General features: G+C 62.5%; 20 protein-coding genes. 8 read left to right on the forward strand and 12 right to left on the reverse strand.

Going from position 1 to position 19,313, the window contains the following annotated elements; translation table 11 throughout:
- Positions 1 to 10 precede the first annotated feature (10 nt).
- Genes hsaD through hsaB form a run of 3 tightly spaced genes read left to right on the forward strand, consistent with a single transcriptional unit; the run spans position 11 to position 2,372 of the window.
- The gene (hsaD, locus tag ACVZUB_RS04020; RefSeq protein ID WP_003945808.1) at positions 11 to 889 is read left to right on the forward strand and encodes a 4,5:9,10-diseco-3-hydroxy-5,9,17-trioxoandrosta-1(10),2-diene-4-oate hydrolase; all 879 of its coding nucleotides are present in this window, start codon (positions 11 to 13) and stop codon (positions 887 to 889) included.
- Positions 889 to 1,791, forward strand: coding sequence for an iron-dependent extradiol dioxygenase HsaC (gene hsaC / locus ACVZUB_RS04025; RefSeq protein WP_003945585.1), 903 nt, complete (start codon positions 889 to 891; stop codon positions 1,789 to 1,791). The genes hsaD and hsaC overlap by 1 nt, the downstream gene beginning before the upstream one ends.
- Positions 1,788 to 2,372: a 3-hydroxy-9,10-secoandrosta-1,3,5(10)-triene-9,17-dione monooxygenase reductase subunit gene (gene hsaB, locus ACVZUB_RS04030; protein ID WP_003945677.1), complete on the forward strand. Its 585-nt coding sequence runs from the start codon at positions 1,788 to 1,790 to the stop codon at positions 2,370 to 2,372. Before hsaC ends, hsaB begins: the two co-directional genes overlap by 4 nt.
- Positions 2,373 to 2,439: 67 nt before the next feature.
- Here hsaB and ACVZUB_RS04035 read toward each other — a convergent pair whose 3' ends face one another.
- Positions 2,440 to 3,264 carry an Abi-alpha family protein gene (locus tag ACVZUB_RS04035; RefSeq protein ID WP_003945623.1) on the reverse strand — a complete coding sequence of 275 codons (825 nt, stop codon included), beginning with the start codon at positions 3,262 to 3,264 and terminating at the stop codon, positions 2,440 to 2,442.
- Between the two features lie 2 nt (positions 3,265 to 3,266).
- Positions 3,267 to 4,541: a DUF445 domain-containing protein gene (locus ACVZUB_RS04040; protein ID WP_007734105.1), complete on the reverse strand. Its 1,275-nt coding sequence runs from the start codon at positions 4,539 to 4,541 to the stop codon at positions 3,267 to 3,269.
- Between the two features lie 330 nt (positions 4,542 to 4,871).
- On the opposite strand from ACVZUB_RS04040, the gene thrS reads away from it, so the two are divergent.
- On the forward strand, positions 4,872 to 6,092 hold the full coding sequence (gene thrS / locus ACVZUB_RS04045) for a threonine--tRNA ligase (protein ID WP_083056037.1): 1,221 nt from the start codon (positions 4,872 to 4,874) through the stop codon (positions 6,090 to 6,092).
- Here thrS and ACVZUB_RS04050 read toward each other — a convergent pair.
- Positions 6,089 to 6,535 (reverse strand): MarR family winged helix-turn-helix transcriptional regulator, encoded by a 447-nt coding sequence (locus ACVZUB_RS04050; protein ID WP_083056039.1) that lies wholly within the window; start codon positions 6,533 to 6,535, stop codon positions 6,089 to 6,091. The genes thrS and ACVZUB_RS04050 overlap by 4 nt on opposite strands.
- Positions 6,536 to 6,678: 143 nt before the next feature.
- On the opposite strand from ACVZUB_RS04050, the gene ACVZUB_RS04055 reads away from it, so the two are divergent.
- Positions 6,679 to 7,875 (forward strand): MFS transporter, encoded by a 1,197-nt coding sequence (locus ACVZUB_RS04055; protein ID WP_482628156.1) that lies wholly within the window; start codon positions 6,679 to 6,681, stop codon positions 7,873 to 7,875.
- 81 nt (positions 7,876 to 7,956) lie between these two features.
- Here the strand turns inward: ACVZUB_RS04055 and ACVZUB_RS04060 are convergent, their stop codons facing one another.
- From ACVZUB_RS04060 to ACVZUB_RS04070, 3 genes are all read right to left on the reverse strand, one after another.
- Positions 7,957 to 10,014 (reverse strand): neutral/alkaline ceramidase, encoded by a 2,058-nt coding sequence (locus tag ACVZUB_RS04060; RefSeq protein WP_482628157.1) that lies wholly within the window; start codon positions 10,012 to 10,014, stop codon positions 7,957 to 7,959.
- A 95-nt stretch (positions 10,015 to 10,109) separates the two neighbouring features.
- The gene (locus tag ACVZUB_RS04065) at positions 10,110 to 10,838 is read right to left on the reverse strand and encodes an acetoacetate decarboxylase family protein (RefSeq protein WP_042920495.1); all 729 of its coding nucleotides are present in this window, start codon (positions 10,836 to 10,838) and stop codon (positions 10,110 to 10,112) included.
- Positions 10,835 to 11,695: an SDR family oxidoreductase gene (locus ACVZUB_RS04070; RefSeq protein ID WP_075832148.1), complete on the reverse strand. Its 861-nt coding sequence runs from the start codon at positions 11,693 to 11,695 to the stop codon at positions 10,835 to 10,837. The genes ACVZUB_RS04065 and ACVZUB_RS04070 overlap by 4 nt, the downstream gene beginning before the upstream one ends.
- Before the next feature lie 139 nt (positions 11,696 to 11,834).
- Between ACVZUB_RS04070 and ACVZUB_RS04075 the strand changes: the two genes are divergently transcribed.
- Positions 11,835 to 13,040 (forward strand): cytochrome P450, encoded by a 1,206-nt coding sequence (locus ACVZUB_RS04075; protein ID WP_007734124.1) that lies wholly within the window; start codon positions 11,835 to 11,837, stop codon positions 13,038 to 13,040.
- Here ACVZUB_RS04075 and ACVZUB_RS04080 read toward each other — a convergent pair.
- Entirely contained in the window at positions 13,029 to 13,460 is a 432-nt protein-coding gene (locus ACVZUB_RS04080) for a cupin domain-containing protein (protein WP_482628158.1), read from the reverse strand. The two genes, ACVZUB_RS04075 and ACVZUB_RS04080, sit on opposite strands and share 12 nt — an antisense overlap.
- 125 nt (positions 13,461 to 13,585) lie before the next feature.
- On the opposite strand from ACVZUB_RS04080, the gene ACVZUB_RS04085 reads away from it, so the two are divergent.
- Positions 13,586 to 13,942 carry a hypothetical protein gene (locus ACVZUB_RS04085; protein WP_039973407.1) on the forward strand — a complete coding sequence of 119 codons (357 nt, stop codon included), beginning with the start codon at positions 13,586 to 13,588 and terminating at the stop codon, positions 13,940 to 13,942.
- Positions 13,943 to 13,959: 17 nt separating this feature from the next.
- Here ACVZUB_RS04085 and ACVZUB_RS04090 read toward each other — a convergent pair whose 3' ends face one another.
- Positions 13,960 to 14,904, reverse strand: coding sequence for an alpha/beta hydrolase family protein (locus ACVZUB_RS04090; protein WP_165638607.1), 945 nt, complete (start codon positions 14,902 to 14,904; stop codon positions 13,960 to 13,962).
- Positions 14,905 to 15,022: 118 nt separating this feature from the next.
- Here ACVZUB_RS04090 and ACVZUB_RS04095 point away from each other — a divergent pair, with 118 nt between their 5' ends.
- On the forward strand, positions 15,023 to 15,622 hold the full coding sequence (locus ACVZUB_RS04095; protein WP_007734129.1) for a TetR/AcrR family transcriptional regulator: 600 nt from the start codon (positions 15,023 to 15,025) through the stop codon (positions 15,620 to 15,622).
- 10 nt (positions 15,623 to 15,632) lie between these two features.
- On the opposite strand, the gene ACVZUB_RS04100 is transcribed toward ACVZUB_RS04095, so the two are convergent.
- The 4 genes from ACVZUB_RS04100 to ACVZUB_RS04115 all read right to left on the reverse strand — a co-directional run bounded on the left by ACVZUB_RS04100 (position 15,633) and on the right by ACVZUB_RS04115 (position 19,248).
- The gene (locus ACVZUB_RS04100) at positions 15,633 to 16,715 is read right to left on the reverse strand and encodes an ABC transporter substrate-binding protein (protein WP_031332841.1); all 1,083 of its coding nucleotides are present in this window, start codon (positions 16,713 to 16,715) and stop codon (positions 15,633 to 15,635) included.
- A gap of 78 nt (positions 16,716 to 16,793) precedes the next feature.
- Positions 16,794 to 17,591: an ABC transporter permease gene (locus ACVZUB_RS04105; RefSeq protein WP_003945590.1), complete on the reverse strand. Its 798-nt coding sequence runs from the start codon at positions 17,589 to 17,591 to the stop codon at positions 16,794 to 16,796.
- Entirely contained in the window at positions 17,588 to 18,418 is an 831-nt protein-coding gene (locus ACVZUB_RS04110; RefSeq protein ID WP_003945560.1) for an ABC transporter permease, read from the reverse strand. The genes ACVZUB_RS04105 and ACVZUB_RS04110 overlap by 4 nt, the downstream gene beginning before the upstream one ends.
- Positions 18,415 to 19,248, reverse strand: a complete 834-nt coding sequence (locus ACVZUB_RS04115; RefSeq protein ID WP_063315026.1) for an ABC transporter ATP-binding protein — start codon at positions 19,246 to 19,248, stop codon at positions 18,415 to 18,417. The genes ACVZUB_RS04110 and ACVZUB_RS04115 overlap by 4 nt, the downstream gene beginning before the upstream one ends.
- Positions 19,249 to 19,313: the final 65 nt, after the last annotated feature.

Genomic DNA, 19,313 nt, shown 5'->3' on the forward strand with positions numbered 1-19,313 from the left:
AGGAGGCTCAGTGACAACCACCGAAGAAGCCCTCACCTACGAGTCCACTTCACGGTTCGCGCAAGTGCGCCCCGATCTGAAACTGCACTTCCACGAGGCGGGCGTCGGAAACGACAAGACCATCGTGCTGCTGCACGGCGGTGGCCCAGGCGCGTCGTCGTGGTCTAACTTCGCCCGCAACATTCCGGTGTTGGCGAAGAGCTTTCACGTCATCGCGGTCGATCAGCCCGGTTACGGGCAGTCCGACAAGCCGACGGAGCATCCGCAGTACTTCGTGCACAGTGCGTCGGCGCTCAACGATCTCCTGGACACGCTCGAGATCACCGGTCGCGTTGATCTGCTGGGCAATTCGCTCGGTGGTGGCGCTGCTGTTCGCTTTGCGCTCGACTACCCGGACCGTGCGGGTCGCCTCGTTCTGATGGGCCCCGGCGGTCTGAGTGTCAACCTGTTTGCGCCGGACCCCACCGAGGGCGTCAAGAACCTCGGAAAGTTCAGCTACCAGCCCACCCGAGAAAACCTCGAAGCATTCCTGCGGATCATGGTCTTCGATCAGAAGCTGATCACGCCGGAACTCGTCGACGAACGTTTTGCTGCCGCCAGCACTCCCGAGTCGCTGGCTGCGGCCAAGGCGATGGGTAAGTCCTTCTCCAGCGGTGACTTCGAGCTCGGCATGCTCTGGCGCGAGGCGTACAAGCTTCGTCAGCGTGTGTTGCTGATCTGGGGCCGTGAGGATCGGGTCAACCCTCTCGACGGCGCACTGGTCGCGCTCAAGATGATCCCGCGCGCGCAGCTCCACGTCTTCGGCGGTTGCGGTCACTGGGCGCAGCTCGAGAAGTTCGACGAATTCAACCGGCTCGCAACCGACTTCCTGCTCGACGGAGGTAAATGATGGGTATTCGATCTCTGGCGTACATGCGCATCGGGGCCACCGACATGGCTGCGTGGCGCGAATACGGACTCAAGATCCTCGGAATGATCGAGGGCAAGGGCGTCGACGCGGAATCGCTGTATCTGCGTATGGACGACTTCCCGGCGCGCCTTGTCATCGTTCCGAACGACACGGACCGTCTGCTCGTCTCGGGTTGGGAAACCGCGAATGCCGCTGAGCTGCAGGATATCCGTGACAGGTTGTCGGCAGCCGGTGTTCCGTTCAAGGAAGGCACGGCGGAGCAGCTCAAGGACCGTCGCGTCGTCGAGATGATCGCGTTCGAGGACACCTCGGGCAACTCCCTCGAGGTGTTCCACGGAGCTGCTCTCGAACACCGCCGGATCGTGAGCCCGTACGGGCACAGGTTCGTGACGGGTGAGCAGGGCCTCGGCCACGTCGTGCTCACCACCGATGACGACGATGCTTCGCTGCGGTTCTACCGCGACGTACTCGGATTCAAGCTTCGCGACTCGATGCGTCTGCCTCCGCAGATGGTCGGCCGGCCCGCGGACGGCGACCCGGCGTGGCTGAGGTTCCTCGGCTGCAACCCGCGTCACCACAGCTTGGCGTTCCTGCCGTTGCCCAACCCGACGGGCATCGTGCACCTGATGCTCGAAGTGGAGAACTCCGACGACGTCGGACTGTGCCTCGACCGGGCACTGCGCAAGAAGGTCAAGATGTCGGCGACTCTCGGTCGCCACGTCAACGACGAGATGCTCTCGTTCTACATGAAGACTCCAGGCGGGTTCGACATCGAATTCGGTTGTGAGGGGCTAGAGGTCGAGGACGAAAACTGGATCGCGAGGGAAAGCACGGCCGTGAGCCTGTGGGGTCACGACTTCACGGTGGGAATGAAGCCGTGAGTTCGCCCGACGCGTCGGTGAGTGCGGAGCAGGCGATCGATCCACGCCAGTTCCGCACGGTTCTCGGGCAATTCTGCACGGGTATCACCATCATCACGACAGTCGACGACGGTGAGCCTGTCGGGTTCGCATGTCAGTCTTTCGCGGCCCTGTCACTCGACCCGCCTTTGGTGTTGTTCTGCCCCACCAAGGGTTCTCGGTCGTGGGCGGCAATCGAGCGGACCGGTAAGTTCGCCGTCAACGTGTTGGCGGAGGAACAGCAGGCGGTGTGTGCTCGTTTCGGGTCACGTGAGCCGGACAAGTTCGCCGGCATCGATTGGACGCCATCGCCTCTGGGCTCGCCGATCATCGACAAGTCCCTTGCACACATCGACTGCACGGTGGAAACCGTGCACGACGGCGGCGATCACTACGTCGTCTTCGGTCGGGTGTCGTCGATGAGTGAGATCAAGACCGAACGCCCGCTGCTCTTCTATCGCGGGCAGTACACGGGCATCGAGCCGGACAAGACTGTTCCGGCTACCTGGCGTGACGATCTGGAAGCGTTCCTGACGACCACGACAGAAGATACCTGGCTGTAGGGGGCAAGCCCCCTGTGCGCCTTTTTGGTAGTGGTAACTACCAAAAAGGCGCACAGGGCCGGAGGCCCTACAGCGAAAAACAGGTATGACAGAAGTCGTCACCGAACGGCGTCAGCAGGATGCTACGACGCACTATCTTGTTGGATCGTCCGGCTCGCTTGACCGCCTCGATCACCGACGGCTGTACCTCGACCACCTGGTACCGGTCGGCCTCGACGGGCTCGCGTGAGAACGCCACCAAACCGAGCCGATGCAGGTTGTTCAGGTACGCGCTGATGCGGTCCAGATGGCGACATCCCGCCAGTTCTCCGATCATCGACAGACCCTCGTCGATCATCTCCGAGCCGACGCCGAACGGCCGCGCCGTGCGTACGTCCACGCTCGGTTGCGCACCGGAGGTGGCCAACAGCCGAAGAATTCGGGCTTCGTCGGGCGCGATCTCGTCGAGGATCCGGTCGTAGGCCGGGTGCAGATCGTCACGATCGGTCACGTCCGCGGAACGGTCCAGCAATCTGTCGCCACGTGCCCGCAGCGCCGCGAGAGTGGCCTCGACGCTCTGCTTGCGATTGGTTCGAGTTGCCATTGCTGCCCGTAGGTTCTCGGTCCGCGAGCCGTCTCCGTTGGAGTTCTCGGCCCGACGTTCGGATTGAACATTGGCCGATTCAGCGGCCTCTGCCGCGGCTTCGGCCGCAGCCTGAACGATCTGCCGCGTCGCCTCCTTCGCCGTTCCGAAAGCCCAACCCGTCAGCTTGATCGACGTGAGCGTCGTCGTGGCGGTCAGCCCGACGAGGCTACGGATCAGACGCTTTTCGACGGATTCGACCGGCGTGATGTCCGCAGCCCAGTCGTACGATTCCGCTTCGACGATCATGCGATGGTCGTGCTCACTCATGCTCATACTCCGAATATTGCGAGGTGTAGGAAACCGGCAAACGAGCCCAGCACGGCCCCGTGTACGAACAACAGCCACTCGTCCTGCTTGACGGCTGAGCGTAGTAGTTCGCTGAAATCTTCCGGTGAAAGGATGCTCATGCGTTCGGTGACGAAGACACGAATCTTCTCCGACTGGTTCTCGGCGAACTCCGCGTCCTCGAAGACCCGGGGGTACAGGTCGAGCACTTCGGTGGTGGCCAGGCCGGGCAGACGCTTGTAGCTCTGCGAACCGACTGTCATCTTGACCACTGACTTTGCCCAGCCGGCTGCGTCGTCGACGGATTCGCGCAGTACCTGATCGAGCATCCGCCGCGTTCGGTCCGAGCGGGGACCTTCGAGGAGTTCGGTGCCGATGTTCTCGAGCGTTACGACGTGATCGGCGAGGGTTTTTGCGTACCCGGCGATGATCTCGGTGCGGCGTTTCAGGAAGAGTCCCTGCCGCCACGGCACCCAACGGCTGGGGGTGATCGGTTCGAAGATCATCGTGATGCCGAGGTAGTTCACGATGTATCCGATGATCACACCGCCGATGGGAAGCACCCACCACTGCGGAACCAGGTGGAGGATCCCGACGAGCACGAAGCCCATCGGGAAGCCGAAGTAGAAGCCGAAGTTCTGCATGAACCTGAGCTCTTTGTTGCCCATCGTGCGGAAGATGTCGTTGAGCAGTTTGGGGTGCGAAGAGAGGTAGCGGATCACCATCAGCTTCGCGTCGATGAACTCGTCGATGTCCTCTTCGATGCGGTCGGTGATCATGCGCACGCTGGCCGGCAGATCGTCCTCCACTTTGCGGAAGACGGCTTCCTTCACCGACGTCGGAAGGTTGTGCCAGAGCTGAGGATTCTCGGCCGTCATGATTCTGGTGACCACACCGCGCACTTCACTGCGCGAGATGTTCACCAAGTGCTCGGCGATGCTGTCCGGGTCCAGAACGCGGTAGAAGTCGGCGATGCTGCCGACTTTCGCGAGGGATTTGTCGACGGCGATCGACGCCATCTTCTCCGCCCTCGAGGGGACGATGCCTTGCCAGCCGAATCGGCCGTCGCTCGTGATCGCCGGGATCACCTGGACGCGCCGGGGGAGGAACGGGAAGAGCAGTTTGAGGCCGGGCACTTTGATCCCGTGGAAGTTGATCGGCGCAAAAAGCATCAGGACGCCCGACCAATTGGTGATGTACCCGATGATTCCCGTGAACAAAGGAATGGTGATCAACTGTTCGAGCAAGTGGTCCGGCACCGTCGCACATCCTCCTCATATCCGAGAACCTCACGTTCGGACATGATTGCCGAAACTTCGCTCTTCGTGGGTGTTTCGTTGGCTACTGCTGCGCCTTCCCAGTTGCGTCAGCATAGAGGCCCGACAATTCGGGCTGTAGGTGGGTAGGAAGTTGATGTAACCTCACGTACATGGTCAGTATTGCGCACAACACGACGACGCCGGTTCTCTTCCGGCGCATCGTTTAGCAACTGCTGACCGAACCCTTTCAGCCCCGGGAGTTATCGCCCCGGGGCTTTCCTGTTTCGTCGCTCCGTGTGCGTCTCCCCTTGAACGATTCGGAGAGCTCTCATGAGCGTTGACCACCGCGAACTCGGGCGCGACCTGGAGTTTTTCGCCACCACCCCCACCGTCGGGGCCGGCCTCCCACTCTGGTTACCGGACGGCGCGATCATCAGGAACGAACTCGACAAGCTCGCCGCCGAACAAGCAGCGCGATCCGGATGCCGGGGTGTCTATACCCCCGTTATGGCGAAGAAAGAGTTGTACGAGAGATCTGGGCATTGGTCCAAGTTCTCGGACGACATGTTTCCCGAAATGAAGATAGGCGGAGAGTCATTTCTCCTTCGTCCGGCTAACTGTCCCCATCACGCTCAGGTATTCGCCGCTCGCGGTCGTAGTTATCGCGAGCTACCTTTCCGCGTTCGTGAACTCGGCTCGATGTTCCGTAGCGAACTCTCCGGAGTTCTCAGCGGATTGAGTCGAGTCTGGCAGATCAATCTCGACGACGCACATGTCTTCTGTAGTCGTGAACAAGTGCAAGCGGAAGTGATAGTCGCGCTCGACGCGATCGAGCGCTGCTACTCGACTCTGGGGATTGCCGAACGGAAGTACCGCCTCTCGATCAGAGGGGGAGAGGGGCAGTACCTCGGCACCGACGAGCAGTGGGCGGACGCCGAGGATCACCTTCGCGGGGCGCTGAATGAACGCTCGATCGAGTACGTGGAAGCGAAGGGGGAGGCAGCGTTCTACGGTCCCAAGATCGACGTCCAGGTGCGAGACGCGCACGGCCGCGAGGAAACACTCTCGACCGTGCAACTCGACTTCAATCAACCGGAGCGGTTCGACCTCGAGTACACCGCTGAGGACGGATCCAAGGCTCGCCCCGTCATGATCCATCGGGGCTTGCTCGGATCGATGGAACGCATGACTGCGCTTTTGATCGAAAGGTTCGAAGGGCGGATGCCGCCGTGGCTGGCACCCAACCAAGTCTCGATTCTGCCCGTCGGCGACCGGCACCAGGTTGAGGCCGAGCGTTTGCGGGCCGATCTCGAGGCTCGCGATGTTCGAGTGGCGATCGCGCCTGACGGATCGTTGGGACGTCGCATCCGCGAGGCACGCACTCACCGTGACCCGTACATCGCGGTGATCGGGGACAACGAGGTGCACGGCGGCACCGTCGACGTTCTGGTCCCCGCGCGTGGTGGGCGGGTGGTCGTCGATGTGAGTGTGTTTGTCGCTCAGGTGGTCTCGGGCATCAAAGAGCGTGCCCTGCTTCCGGCAGACTTCTAGCCGACGGGAAGCTTGTGGAGGGCGCGCACCAGTGGCGCGAGTTCGGGTGTCTTGCATGCCTCGTCGAGCGCCGCCTCGAGGGTGGCGTCGTGCGTCGGCCGTGCGCTTTCGAGAAGCTCGCGGCCGGCCGGCGTCAGCTCGGTGTAGATGCCTCGACGGTCGTCGGCGCACAGGATGCGCGTCAATAGTCCTCGATCTTCGAGTCGATTGACCAAGCGCGTCGTGGCGCTGCTGCTCAGTGCGGCAGCGCGAGCCAACTGAGCCATCCGCATGTGCCAGCCGTCCTGGCGGCTCAACGCGTCGAGGACGGTGTATTCGACGACGGACAGTTTGTGCTCACGCTGGAGCGCGCGTTCCAGTTCGGTGTCGAGAGCGCCGTGCAGTGCTGCGAGCGTGCGCCACCCTTGCGAACGGATTTCGACGGCGTCGTCGGCGATCCCCATGTGATTCTCCTTGTCCGTTTCCTGCGACTCCAGGTTACCAGCTTGCGCATGTAGCGCGCGCATGCAACTATTTATAGCGCGCCTGCAACTACTGCACACGCCCGCTAACGGCTTACGCGTAAATCTGTGAAAGGAACATCGAGATGCCATTGGGTCTCATTGCCCTCGCTATGGGCGGGTTCGGGATCGGCCTCACCGAATTTGTCATCATGGGCCTCCTGCCCGAGGTCTCGGCTGATTTCGAGGTCACCGAGTCCGTCGCGGGCTACCTGATCTCGGGCTACGCACTGTCGGTGGCGATCGGCGCGATCCTCCTGACCGCTGCCGTCACCCGCTTCGAGCGCAAGAAGGTCCTTCTCTCGCTCATGGTGCTGTTCATCATCGGCAACCTGATGTCCGCGCTCGCTCCCTCCTACGAGGTCATGATGGGCGGACGCATCGTCGCGGCGCTGTGCCACGGTGCGTTCTTCGGAATCGGCTCGGTGGTTGCCGCCGACATGGTCGCGCCCAACAAGCGCGCCGGCGCCATCGCGATGATGTTCGCGGGCCTGACCATCGCCAACGTTCTGGGCGTTCCGTTCGGCACGCTGCTGGGCCAGCAACTCGGATGGCGCTCGACGTTCTGGGCCATCACCGTCATCGGCGTCATCGCCCTGATCGGAATTGCAGCACTCGTCCCGACGACGCCCGCCAGCACGACCGGTGGCGGATTGCGCGGAGAGTTGGGGGCATTCCGCAACAAGCAGGTATGGCTCTCGATCGCCATCACCATCCTCGGCTACGGCGGAATGTTCGGAGCCTTCACCTACATCGCCTTCACCCTCACCGAGGTCACCGGCTTCGCGACGTCCAGCGTTCCGTGGCTGCTCATCCTCTTCGGCTCGGGCCTGTTCGTCGGTAACTTCCTCGGCGCCAAGGCGGCCGACCGTTCGCTCACGAAGGCGCTGGTCTGGATTCTCGCGATCCTGACCGTCGTTCTGATCGTGTTCGCCGCCACCGCGGAGAGCAAGGTCATGACAGTGATCTCACTGTTCTTCATGGGCGCCTTCGGTTTTGCGACGGTACCCGGGTTGCAGATGCGGATCATGAACTACGCGTCGGCAGCACCGACCATGGCATCGGGTGCCAACATCGCCGCCTTCAACGTCGGCAACGCACTCGGGGCATGGCTGGGCGGAATCACCATCGCCGCGGGACTCGGCTTCACCTCCCCGATCTGGATGGGAGCGGCAGTCACTGTCGCCGGTCTGCTGGTCTTGCTCGTCGCGGCGAAGATCGACCGCCCGGCAGCGTCAGAGCAGTCGACGTCGAGCACCTCGCTGCACCCGACCGCCGCCTGAACCTGTCCACTGCGCTCTGACCCCATCGCGTGAACGTATCGCTCCCCTTGTCCAACAAGGGGAGCGATACGTTCACGCGGGTCAGGTGAGGCGGAATTCGGCGGTCACCCCGGAGAAAGGCGTGATCGCGCCGCTACCCCGAGCCTTCGACGCACCGAAGTGTTGGACTCGATACGTACCCGCCGGAGTATCGGCCGGAACATCCCACGTGATGCGCACGACGGAACCGTTGCTCCCGACCCGGCGCCAGTGCAGTTTGGTGGACCAGTCGTTGTCGTCGGCGACCCGTGTCCAGGATCCGCCGGTATTGCGCTGGATCTCGTAGAAGGTCCCGTTTCGGTGAGTGTCGTTCTTGGGGTGGCCGGTGACGAACTCGACGGCAACCTGCCCACCCGGTGAGGTGTCGCCGGGTTGGACGGTTGCGTCGCCGAATTGTGTTCCCGGCAAGGGCTCGTCGAAGTCGACGCCAGGTCCGAAGCTGGGTTGGAACCCGGACAGGTCGGCCGGAGCGGGGCCGCGAGGAGGTTCGGTGCCGTCGCGCATCGCGGCTGCAAGGGCGGCATACCCCTGCTGATAGGCCGGCAGTGTGTAACGACCGAACATCGTCGAACCGCCCTCGTACTGCTGCGAATCGTATTCCTGTGGTGTGGTGCAGTAGCTCGAGTACGAGTTCGCGTATCCCTGGAAGATGACGTTCTCGAGGGGAACCCCAAGCTCCTCGGCGACGGTTCGACGCACTCGTAATCCGGAGACGATGGTGAATTCCGCAGGGCCACCGACGATGTAGAACTGACCGATCCGCAGGATCTGGATCTTGAGTACGTTCGGCACCCATCCTCCCGGTGGCAGCAGGCCGACCGGAACGACTACGAGTTTGGGCGCCTGTGCATCCTGAAGCCATTGAGGCACAGGAGCATCCATACCGCCCAGGGCGTCGATCATGGGGTTTCGGGTGCCCTCGGGGAAGATCGGGATTGCCGGTCCGTCCTCGACGCTTCCGGCGCTCATTGCCGCGCCGATCGCGGCCGGAGCGGTGCGGTGCTCGCGTCCGTCGGGGGTGAATCTTCCGCTCACCACCTGATTTGCCATGTCCAGGTACATGATCCGACTGTCGACGCCACCGGTGACGGTGTCGGACGCCGCGTCGAAGGCAGTTCGAGCTGCCGCTACCTGGCGCAGCCCGATGATGCGTGCGTTCTCGAATTCGTCTTCGGTCGGTCCGCGTCCGGGCTCGAGGAAGAGGTTCGGTGACATGTCGCCGCTGTTGGTCTGCGGAAACGCAGCAATGAAGCTGGTGTCGCCGTCGAGGTAGCGCACGCCCTGGTCGTCGTGCTCCCAGAAGTACGCCGCGGCGCCCTTGTTGTCCCCGGAGATGAGATGGTTCTCGTTCGTGAGCGAGGCGCAGTGGGTGGCGAACCAGTTGATCGCTCCGATGTCCTTGCTGCCCCGACTGATCCGCATGACACGCATGTGGTGGTCGTTGCCACCGGGGTAGTAGGCCTTGTCCTCTTCGGGGTTGAGGTCGAACGCCACTCGCGATCGGTTGACGCTGGCGTCGGTGATATCGGACCGCCCGAAACGGACCGTGCCTGGCGCCAGGTTCTCGTGCGCAGCGCTGATCGCCTCGACCATGCCGTTGACCTCGGCTTCGAACACCTGCAGTTCGAAGCCGAGAACTGCGAGGTTGTACGCGTAGTTGTGCGAGGCCCCACCACATGCCGCGTGTGAATGGATGGCCGTCAACATGACGTTGCGCTCGGTGTAGATGTCACCGAACCTCCCGGCCAGTCGGCGCAGGACCTCGTCGTGAACGGACTGGAAGATCATGCAGTTGTCGACGCACACGTAGGCGACCCGCGACCCGCCGGACTCGAAGATGAAGGCGCGTGCGCGCATTCGCTGGTGCAGGCCTTCGGCGCGTTGGTCGAAGCTCGAGTAGCCCATCATGCCGACTTCGGCGACCGGTCCGGTCACGTCGGAAATTCCGACGCCCACCTGCAGTGACGCCGACGACTTGTCGGTGCGTGCGGGTGAAACGGTGCGTGCCGGCGAAGCTGCGACGGCCTGGTTCGTCGACAGAGCGGCGAGCGCAGGTGCGGCGGCAGCGCCTGCCAGTACGGTGCGTCGGGTGATCTGCACGAGTGTCCTTTCGGGCGGTCTGACGCGAGTTGGTCAACCGTCCAGGAGTGTAGCCCGAGTCACACGTGACCGAAAGGGGTGCCGTCGGCCGACACTCAGATTGTTGTGGCCTCCCCGAACGTCATCGCCAGGTTCTTGATGGTCGTGGTCATCAGGGCCCGGCGGGGGAGTCCCAGTTTCCGAAGCTCCGCCGCCATCGGGTGACTGCCCAGTTGAACCTCGGCTCCACCAGGGCGAGATTTGACGCCGGTCGGTGCCATGTCCCACGACGTGCACCTGGTGGCGCCGTCGAGATGTGAGTACGCGGCCAACGACATGTTGGCTCCGCCGCCCGGCACGCTGACGCCGGATTTCACACTCAACTGTGTGATGAGTTTGCCGTCGCGAGAGACCGATCCGCGCTTGACCGAGCCGACGTGCTCGGTGTCGAACTCGGCGAGCACCTTCGGGAATCCCCAGATTTCCCGGCCGGCGGCCTTGGTGAACTCGCCGTCCACCGGCAACTCGTGAATGAGTGCCCCTGCAGTTCCGGCAGCGAGCGAACGTAGATCTCCCAGCACCGAGGTTTCGGGAGGCGCAGTGTGGCTGCGCACCATGTACGTCACTCCGAATTCGTTGTACGGCCCCAGATCCCCGTCGATGTAGTCGACAAAAACCAGGCCGCACAGCGCCCGGCCAGGACGGTACTGGAGCACGGTCAAGCCGGTGTAATCGATGATCGACTGCGCGGTTGTGCTCGGTACCGAGTACAACGCCATGAAGGCAGACGCGGTGCGAACTTCGACGGGCATCTCGACCCTCTTGCCCAGAATCGTGTAGCTCATGGCGCTACCACCCCACGGAGTCCGTCGGAGCCGTAGACGGGTTCGAGCATCGAGCGGAAATCCGGTCCGCGGCGCAGCATTTGGCCTCCGTCGACGTTGATGATCTGCCCGGTGATCCAGGTGGATTGCGGTCCGAGTAGGAAAGAAGCGAGTCCGGCGACGTCCTCGACCTCGCCGACGCGTTCGAGCGGCGTGTTGGCCAGGTAGTCGTCCAGGATGGGGCCACCGTCGGTGATGAGCGCGACCAGATCCGTTCGGGTCAGACCCGGCCGGATCGCATTGACACGAATGTTGCTGGCGCCCAGTTCGTCTGCCGCCAATTGCACCAGGTGGTCGACGCCGGACTTCGAGACGCCGTACGCGCCGAACCAGCGATGTGTGTTGCTGCTGGCGATCGACGAGATCGCGACGATGGATCCACCGCCTCCTGCCACCAGTGCCCGCGCGCCGTGCTTGATCGTCAGCATGGTCCCCGTGACGTTGAGGTCGACGGTGCGGCGCCAGGCGTCGACGTCGAGTTGCGTGACCGGTGCGATGGTTTCGTTCCCGCCGGCGCAGGCCACGACTCCGTCGAGCTTTCCGGTGACGGACACCGCCGCGGCGACAGCGGCGACGACGTCTGTCTCGATCGTGACGTCGGCGGGGGAGGCGCTGACCGATCCTGCGGCAGTCGCCTGCCGGATCGATTCGGCGGCAGCATCGAGTTTCTCCTTGTTGCGTCCGCAGATCGTGACGTGAGCGCCGGACGCAACGAGCGAACGAGCGATGCCCAGGCCGATGCCACTACCGCCGCCGGTCACCAGTATCGATGTGCCGGTGAAAGTGGGTATGCCCGCTGAGGCGGTGTCGTCGTCCATGCGTGTCTCCTGGTCGTTGCTCCGGCGGGCTCGCGTGCTGCTTCTGGAGGTTTTCCGGTCCGGCTTCGGTGAAAACGCCCCACGCTATATAGGAACAGGTTCTACTTATTGAGGCAAGGGTTGTGCGAGAGGTGGAGTGATGGCTACCAGACCGACCTTCGATTTGATCGACGGACGCTTCTACAGCGGAGACCTCGGGAATGTGCGCGACGCATACGCCTGGATGCGTGATCACGAGCCCGTGTACCGAGACGACGCCAACGGAATCACCGCGGCCGCGAGTTACGACGCCGTCGTCGCAGCCGAGCGGGATCCCGAACTGTTCTCCAACGCCGGTGGCATCCGCCCCGAAACCGGTCCATTGCCGCAGATGATCGACATGGACGACCCGCAGCACCTCACACGTCGACGCTTGGTCAATGCGGGTTTCACACGTAAGAAGGTCGAAGCCAAGGCCGGCCGTATCCGGGAGATCTGCGATCAACTGATCGACGCCGTCTGTGAGAAAGGAGAAGCCGACTTCGTCGCAGACCTGGCGGCACCGCTGCCGATGGCCGTCATCGGCGACATGTTGGGTGTCCGTCCGGAGGAACGCGCGTTGTTTCTGCGGTGGTCGGACGATCTGGTGAAGGCATTGGGAAGCAACGCTTCCCAGGATCAACTGCAGGCCATGATGGTTGCGTACGTCGATTTCACCGCGTACATGATGCGAACCATCGCCGAGCGGAGGAGCGACCCGGCCGACGATTTGGTGAGCACGTTGATTCACAGTGCGGTCGACGGCGAAGCCCTCTCCGATCAGGAAATCGTCAACGAATCCCTGCTGATCCTGATCGGCGGTGACGAGACCACACGGCACGTGCTCAGCGGCGGCATGGAACAGCTACTGCGCCATCCGGACCAGCGCCGGGAGCTAGTCGACGATCCCGATGCCATTCCCTTGGCAATGGAGGAGATGCTGCGGTGGTCCTCGCCGATCAAGAACATGGCTCGAACCCTGACCCGTGACACCGATTTCTTCGGCGCGCAGCTGAAGGCAGGTGAGAAGATGCTGCTGCTCTTCGAATCGGCAAATTTCGACGAGTCCGTGTTCCTGAACGCCGAACGGTTCGATGTCGGCCGCACACCGAATCCGCACGTGGCCTTCGGCTTCGGAACTCATTTCTGTCTGGGCAATCAGCTGGCCAGGTTGGAGGGACGGATCATGTTCGAGCAACTCTTCGCCAGGCTGCCGGACATGGAACTTGCCACCGACGCGCCGTTGCAGCGGCGTGCGGCCAACTTCGTGTCCGGGCTCGAATCGATGCCGGTGCGGTTTAACTCTTCTGCCCCGTCAGCCGGGTAGTTGGCAGTTAGGAGGCGCAGCATCTTCGGAGAGGGGGCTGCCCGCCGGATTGACGTAGACGACCTCGAGCACCAATGGTGTTGTCTGCGAGTTGTTTCCGATGTGCACATGATCTGAACCGCTCGGTTCGATCAAAGTATTTCCGGCGCTGTAGATCCCGTCGACGGAGCAATCGGATCGGTAGTGGCTCAACGTGCCCTGCGCGATCAGCGCGTAGAGCGTCCCGTCGTGGAAGTGCCAACCGGTGGAACCGCCGGGGTCGATGGTGATCTGGCGCAGGATGTAGTCCTTGCCGTCGAAAGTCACCTGCCCGAGGTCTCCGTGTACTCCCGTGCTCGGTGTTGCCGACGCATTGATCGGCGTCAGCGACAGTCCGATCGCTGCGGACACTGCAAGCAGAACCTGATGGCGTTTACGCATGAGCGGCCCTCCCAGACGGATGTGCTCCTGAGTGTCCTCCGACAGTGTCCGATTTATCCCGGTTTTCGTGGATCTTGCAGGGTGAAGGCAGAGGTATGCCCTTGAGAGGCGGTTACGCTCGTGTCATGCAGCAAGTCGCGACGAGGCGCCGGAGCCAGCCGCCGCCTGCGCGCTTCATGTTCGAGGCATTGATCGATCCGTACCGCCAGCCCGCCCGGCACTGGCTGGAACTTCTCGAGAGCGAGATCGCACCGGAGATCGTCAGGGCTGAAGAACCGGAGTTGGTGATCTGGTCGTCGATCTGGCCGGACCGACCCGACGCCGTCATCCGATTCGACATCGAGGCGGTCGGAAACAGCACGATGCTGCGTTGGACGCTCTTCTTGGACGATCCGATACCGCCCGAGGCAGAGGTTGTCAGCATGCGAAAGCGGCTCAACACCTTGATAAATGCGAATCTCAGGTTCAACTTCGGCCAATAAGTTGGATCACTGCCGCATTACTTGGTGTCGACTCGGCCGATCGGGTCGGCGTTGTCGCTGAATGCGGCCCGGGCCGCTGGCCAGCTGTTCTCATCGATGCGCAACGCGGTCCGAAGGTAGGCAGTACTCATCCGTTGGATGGCGGCGACCCGCTCTGGGTTCTCGTCAGTGGTCTCGGCGACTTCGTATCCGACGATTCCACCGAGTGCGTGCTCGGCACCGTAGAAGGTCAGGAGGTCGGTGGCTCCGGGGCTGTGCGTGTAGGCGTCGGTGAACCAGTCGGGTCCGCGGCTGGACATCTTGGACTGGTCGTGGTCGCCCGCGACGACGAGTGTCGGCGTCGTCAGTTCCTGGAACGAGGGGCGCATGAACGGGAAGTTCGCCTGCGCGAACGGATGCAAGTTCTCGCCGCCGAGACCGGTTGCTGCGAAAAGGATTCCCGCGGTGACGCGACTGTCGGACATGTCCTGGCCGACCTGGCCGGCCTCGTCGAAGATCCTTGCTCCGAGGAGTGACTGAGCGGTTTGCCCGCCCCAGGAGTGACCAGTGGCGGCAACTCGACTGCGGTCGATGCGGCCGGCAAGCCCGGGCACGGCAAATTCGATGGTGTCGAGCTGATCAAGGATGCGTGTGAGATCCGCGATCCTCTCGGTCCAGATCGTCGGGAAAACCGGGTGGTCGAACCCGAAACCGTTCCGGCGCGAGTCCAGATGTGTCGGCTGGATCACCACGAATCCGTGGGATGCCCAGAATGCCGTGAGTGGCGAGTATCCATCGAGGTTCCAGCCGTTGCCGTGGGAGAACACCACAACGGGGAGGTTCGTGCCTGCTGCCGGAGCAGACACACGTACTTCCAGCGGGACAGGTCGATCGGGGGCGAACAACTCGACGGGGGCAACGGAGACGACCGGGGCGCCGGCGCCGATGATGCCGTTCAGAGTGTCGATCATTGATGAGGTCATGGCAAGTTCCTTGCTGAGGCTGCACCCTGCGATACTGTTTATCGGAGCGTCGCTCCGCAGCATTACGGAGCGTTGTTCCGTAATGCAAACATATGTCGTGAGTCAGCGAGGAGTGCACATGGCTGATGCGCAGGACGAGCAGTCGCGCGTCGCGTCTCCCAAGCAAGTCGGTCGCCCACGTCGGAGCGAGCAGGCGCTGCTCGACGCGGCGGCAGCAGTGTTCGTGGAGTCCGGAGTCGACGCTCCGGTGCGGGAGATTGCGGCGAAGGCCGGCGTCGGCATGGGGACGATCTACCGCCACTTCCCGACGCGTCCCGAGTTGGTGGTAGCCGTATACCGACACCAAGTCGAGGCGTGTGCGGACGCGGGCCCACAGATGCTCGCGGAGAGTGCAACGCCCGAGGCGGCTTTGCGGGCATGGGTGGCTTTGTTCGTGGAGTTCCTGGTAACCAAGCATGGGCTCGCCGGTGCACTACAAGGAGACAGCGCCGGGTCCGACGCTCTGCATATCTACTTCGTCGACCGCCTCGTTCCGGTATGTGACTCCCTCCTCGCGGCAGCGCTCGAGTCCGTTGGCACTGCTTCGCGGGTCGATGCGTACAACGTGCTCAAAGGCATCGGGAACCTTTGTATCGGTGCTGGGTCCGATGACCGGTACAAGGCCGAGGTCCTTGTACAGCTATTCATCTCGGGCGTACTCGCGCGGGAGGTTCGCTGACGCTCGGCAGTCAGATCAGCTCCGGATTCTCCGCGTACACCTCCTCGAGGATCGACATGTCGAACAGTTGCTCCGCCGTAATCTCCAGCCCCGCTTTCGACAGTGCCGCGATGTTCTGTTCGATCAGTTGGGGTGTCATCGTGAACAACCCGTTGGCTTTGGTATCTGCCGACACCACCAGATCATTCTGTGCGGTGGCTTCCTTGATCTGCTCTTCGAGTTCGAGGTTCTGGTCCTTGCCGTAGACCTCGACGGCAAGCCGTGCCGACTCTGCCGGATCGGCGACCGCATCCTTCCATCCTTGGATCTCGGCCTTCAGGAATGCCTTGAGTTTGTCCCTCTCGTTGTCGATGGTGGACTGGAGAACCGTGAACGATTCGGCGACCAACGGCAGGTTGTAGTCCGCGAAGAGGAAGTGGGCGTTGGGGAAACCTTTGGCGGCCAGTGTGATCGGCTCGTTGGTCACGTAGGAGACCCAGCCGTCCACCTCGCCGTTTGCCAGGGGGCTCGGATCGAACTGCGCGGGCACGATCGTCATCTGGCTTTCGGTCAGGCCGTTTGCTGCCAGGAGAGCTCCGAAGACGAGCTGATTGGAATCCTGGACGCCGATCTTCTTGCCGATCATGTCCTGCGGTGAGTTGATCGGTGCCGCAGCGGAACTGACAATCGCAAACGGATTCTTCTGGAACGTGGCCCCGACGATCTTCGCCTCCAGTCCGTCGAGCACAGCGGGGGCTGTGAGCTGCGGTGCGGACATTCCGATCCACACCTTGCCGGTGTCCAAGCCGGCTTCGACGCCGGTACCGGCTGCGCCACCTGCCACCAGGTCGACATTCCCGAACCCGGCATCCTTGTAGTACCCCTTGTCGAGAGCGAAGTACTCGCCGGCGAACTCGATGTTCTTGATCCAGGACAACTGCACTGCAACTGTTCCGAATTCGGAACCGTCGTCCGTGGTTCCGCCACTCGAACTGCTGGAGTCACTGCTACACGCGAGCAATGACGCACTACCGGCGACTGCGATGCCGGTCAGCGCGGAGTAGCGGAAGAAGGCCCTGCGGTCCAGCTGGCGGACGGGCTTGAATGGCGTCATGAATCGGAACACTAGGGCCAGTCGGTTTCGTTCAGTTTGCTTGGGAGAGAGAGTTTGTTGAGGTCGTGTTAACAGATGTCACGACTTGCCCGCCGAAGGACCGAAACGAGACAGAGCGATGCTTTCGAAGATCCCGACCACGGCGTAGAGGACGATCGACACCACGGTGATCACCACGATAGATGCCCACAATTCGTTGTACTGGTAGCGCGGAATGGCTTTGATCATGCTCGAACCCAAGCCTTGACCGCTACCGAGCCATTCGCCGATCAGTGCTCCGATCAAAGCGCCGGGCACTGACACCCTAGCGGCGGCGAACACCGCCGGAAGTGCGGACGGTACGGACACCATTCGCAATGCGGTCCAACGACTCCCGCCGTACGCAGCGATGAGGTCTTGTGCCTGAGCTGGAGCGGCGCGCAGACCGACCATGATCATGACCAGGGCCGGAAAGAACACCACTATCGCAACCATGACCGTCACACCCACGATTCCGCGGCCGAATATCAGGACGATGATCGGGGTCATCGCAACGAGAGGAACAGATCGTAGAAGCATTGCAACGGGCATGAAAGTCTGTTCGACAGTGCGGGAAACGACGAAGATCGATGCCACCACGAGCGCGGCAGTCATTCCGACGGCAAAGCCGACACCGGCGTCGCGCAGAGTGATGAACAGGTTGTCGATGATGCCCGAACGAGCGTCGGCGGATTTTGGGCCGGAGAACAGGTACTCCCAGACGTCGGCCGGCGTCTTTCCCACACGCGGGCCGACCTGGGGGAAGGCGTTGAGGAAGACCACCCAGATGACAAGCAACAGCGCCGAGGCGATGGCAATCGGGGCGAGGAATCTCAATGTTCCTCGTACCGCGGTCATTTCTGTGCTCCCGGAGCGCTCGTCCACGGGGTGACGAGCCGGGCGATCGCTGCGACGACGGCGTACCCCAGACCGGCGAGCAAGGCGGCGGCGATAGCCATTCCCCACGTTCGCGGGACGTTGTACGACGTCTGAGCGGCCGTTAGTGCGACGCCGATCCCGCTGTCCACCCCGCCGAGATACTCGCCGAGAATTGCACCCAGTACGGCCGAAGGTGCAGCAATCTTGAGGGCAGCAAAGGTGCTCGGAAGTGCGCTCACAAGTTGAACTTTGGTGAACTTCTGCCAACGCCCACCGCCGTAGGCGGCGACGAGATCGAGGCTCGTCTTGTCTGCCGATCTCAGGCCTGCGAGTGTGCCGACCATCGTGGTGAAGAAGCAGTACATTGCGGCGAGAAAGATTGTGGGGGTCCGGCCGCCGAAGACGACCAGGATGATTGGGCCAAGCGCCAAAAGCGGTGTGCAGTAGCTCAGGATCGCCAGTTGTGTGGCCAATCCCTCGATGGGCGGAATGAGAACGACAAGCACGGCAAGCGTGATCGCCAGCAGGTTTCCCCAGAGAAAGCCCTGCAGCGCACCGGAAGCCGTGACGGTGAAATTGGGTCCGTACAGCGACCAACCGTCGTCGAACATCGTCGAGACAACCACCCACGGCGTCGGAATCGTGCCTCCCGCAACACCGGCCGCCGCCAGAATCCACCAGAGAGCGATCAGTCCGCAGATGCCGACTGCACCACCGAACCACGTCGGACGCTTCAATCGGATCCGGCGCGGCACAGATGGCTGCGCCGCCGCGGTCGCGACGTTCTCGATATCGGTAATTGTCATGCGACGCCTGCTTTTCCGAAGAGCAGTCCGGAGAGGTAGTCGTGGATCTCGTGGAACTCGGGTGTACGCATCATCTCGGGTGTACGCGGGCGCGGCAGGTCGATCGGCACGACTTCGAGGACGCGTCCGGGCCGCGGCGTCATGACGGCAACGACGTCGGAGAGGAACACGGCTTCGGCGATTCCGTGAGTCACCATCAACGTGGTCGCCGGTTTCTCGGTCCAGATCCTGAGCAATTCGATGTTGAGCCGTTGACGGGTCATGTCGTCCAGCGCGCCGAAGGGTTCGTCGAGTAGGAGGACACTCGGCTTGACCACGAGCGATCGTGCGATCGACACACGCTGACGCATACCGCCGGACAATTGGGCGGGCTTGGCCTTCTCGAATCCTTCGAGGCCGACGAGAGCGATCAGGTCGGCTATCAGTCCGGGGTCGGGATCGATGCCGGCAACCTGAAGGGGCAGTTTGATGTTGGAGGCCACTGTTCGCCACGGCAGCAAAGCCGAATCCTGGAAGGCGATTCCGAGTTCGCGGCGCTTGCGTAACTCGGCGGGCGACTGCCCGTTGACAAGGGCCGTTCCCGACGTCGGATTATCGAGGCCCGCAAGGATGCGAAGAACGGTGGACTTCCCGCATCCGGACGGCCCGAGCAGAGACAGGAAAGAGCCTTCGCTGGTTTGAAGGGACACGTCGGTCAGCGCGGTCACCGACCGACGACCCATCTCGAAGGTCTTGCCGAGGCCGGAGATGTCGAGACCGGTTCCAGCGGGGCGAGGTGTGGTGACGGGACTGGTCATTCCCGCACAGTACGAACGTCCGGTTGCGGTCATGTTGCCTGCGCGTCACCGCTGCGTGAGGCTGGTTCAGCGTCTCCTGTCATAGCGCCGTGGTGAGA

The sequence above is a fragment of the Rhodococcus sp. OS5 genome (assembly GCF_056837585.1).

Coding starts and splice junctions, on each gene's coding strand:
- hsaC (WP_003945585.1), top strand. CDS start 889: ATGGGTATTCGATCTCTGGCGTACATGCGCATCGGGGCCACCGACATG.
- ACVZUB_RS04035 (WP_003945623.1), bottom strand. CDS start 3,264: ATGAGTGAGCACGACCATCGCATGATCGTCGAAGCGGAATCGTACGAC.
- thrS (WP_083056037.1), top strand. CDS start 4,872: ATGAGCGTTGACCACCGCGAACTCGGGCGCGACCTGGAGTTTTTCGCC.
- ACVZUB_RS04050 (WP_083056039.1), bottom strand. CDS start 6,535: ATGGGGATCGCCGACGACGCCGTCGAAATCCGTTCGCAAGGGTGGCGC.
- ACVZUB_RS04055 (WP_482628156.1), top strand. CDS start 6,679: ATGCCATTGGGTCTCATTGCCCTCGCTATGGGCGGGTTCGGGATCGGC.
- ACVZUB_RS04065 (WP_042920495.1), bottom strand. CDS start 10,838: ATGAGCTACACGATTCTGGGCAAGAGGGTCGAGATGCCCGTCGAAGTT.
- ACVZUB_RS04070 (WP_075832148.1), bottom strand. CDS start 11,695: ATGGACGACGACACCGCCTCAGCGGGCATACCCACTTTCACCGGCACA.
- ACVZUB_RS04075 (WP_007734124.1), top strand. CDS start 11,835: ATGGCTACCAGACCGACCTTCGATTTGATCGACGGACGCTTCTACAGC.
- ACVZUB_RS04080 (WP_482628158.1), bottom strand. CDS start 13,460: ATGCGTAAACGCCATCAGGTTCTGCTTGCAGTGTCCGCAGCGATCGGA.
- ACVZUB_RS04085 (WP_039973407.1), top strand. CDS start 13,586: ATGCAGCAAGTCGCGACGAGGCGCCGGAGCCAGCCGCCGCCTGCGCGC.
- ACVZUB_RS04090 (WP_165638607.1), bottom strand. CDS start 14,904: ATGACCTCATCAATGATCGACACTCTGAACGGCATCATCGGCGCCGGC.
- ACVZUB_RS04095 (WP_007734129.1), top strand. CDS start 15,023: ATGGCTGATGCGCAGGACGAGCAGTCGCGCGTCGCGTCTCCCAAGCAA.
- ACVZUB_RS04100 (WP_031332841.1), bottom strand. CDS start 16,715: ATGACGCCATTCAAGCCCGTCCGCCAGCTGGACCGCAGGGCCTTCTTC.
- ACVZUB_RS04105 (WP_003945590.1), bottom strand. CDS start 17,591: ATGACCGCGGTACGAGGAACATTGAGATTCCTCGCCCCGATTGCCATC.
- ACVZUB_RS04110 (WP_003945560.1), bottom strand. CDS start 18,418: ATGACAATTACCGATATCGAGAACGTCGCGACCGCGGCGGCGCAGCCA.
- ACVZUB_RS04115 (WP_063315026.1), bottom strand. CDS start 19,248: ATGACCGCAACCGGACGTTCGTACTGTGCGGGAATGACCAGTCCCGTC.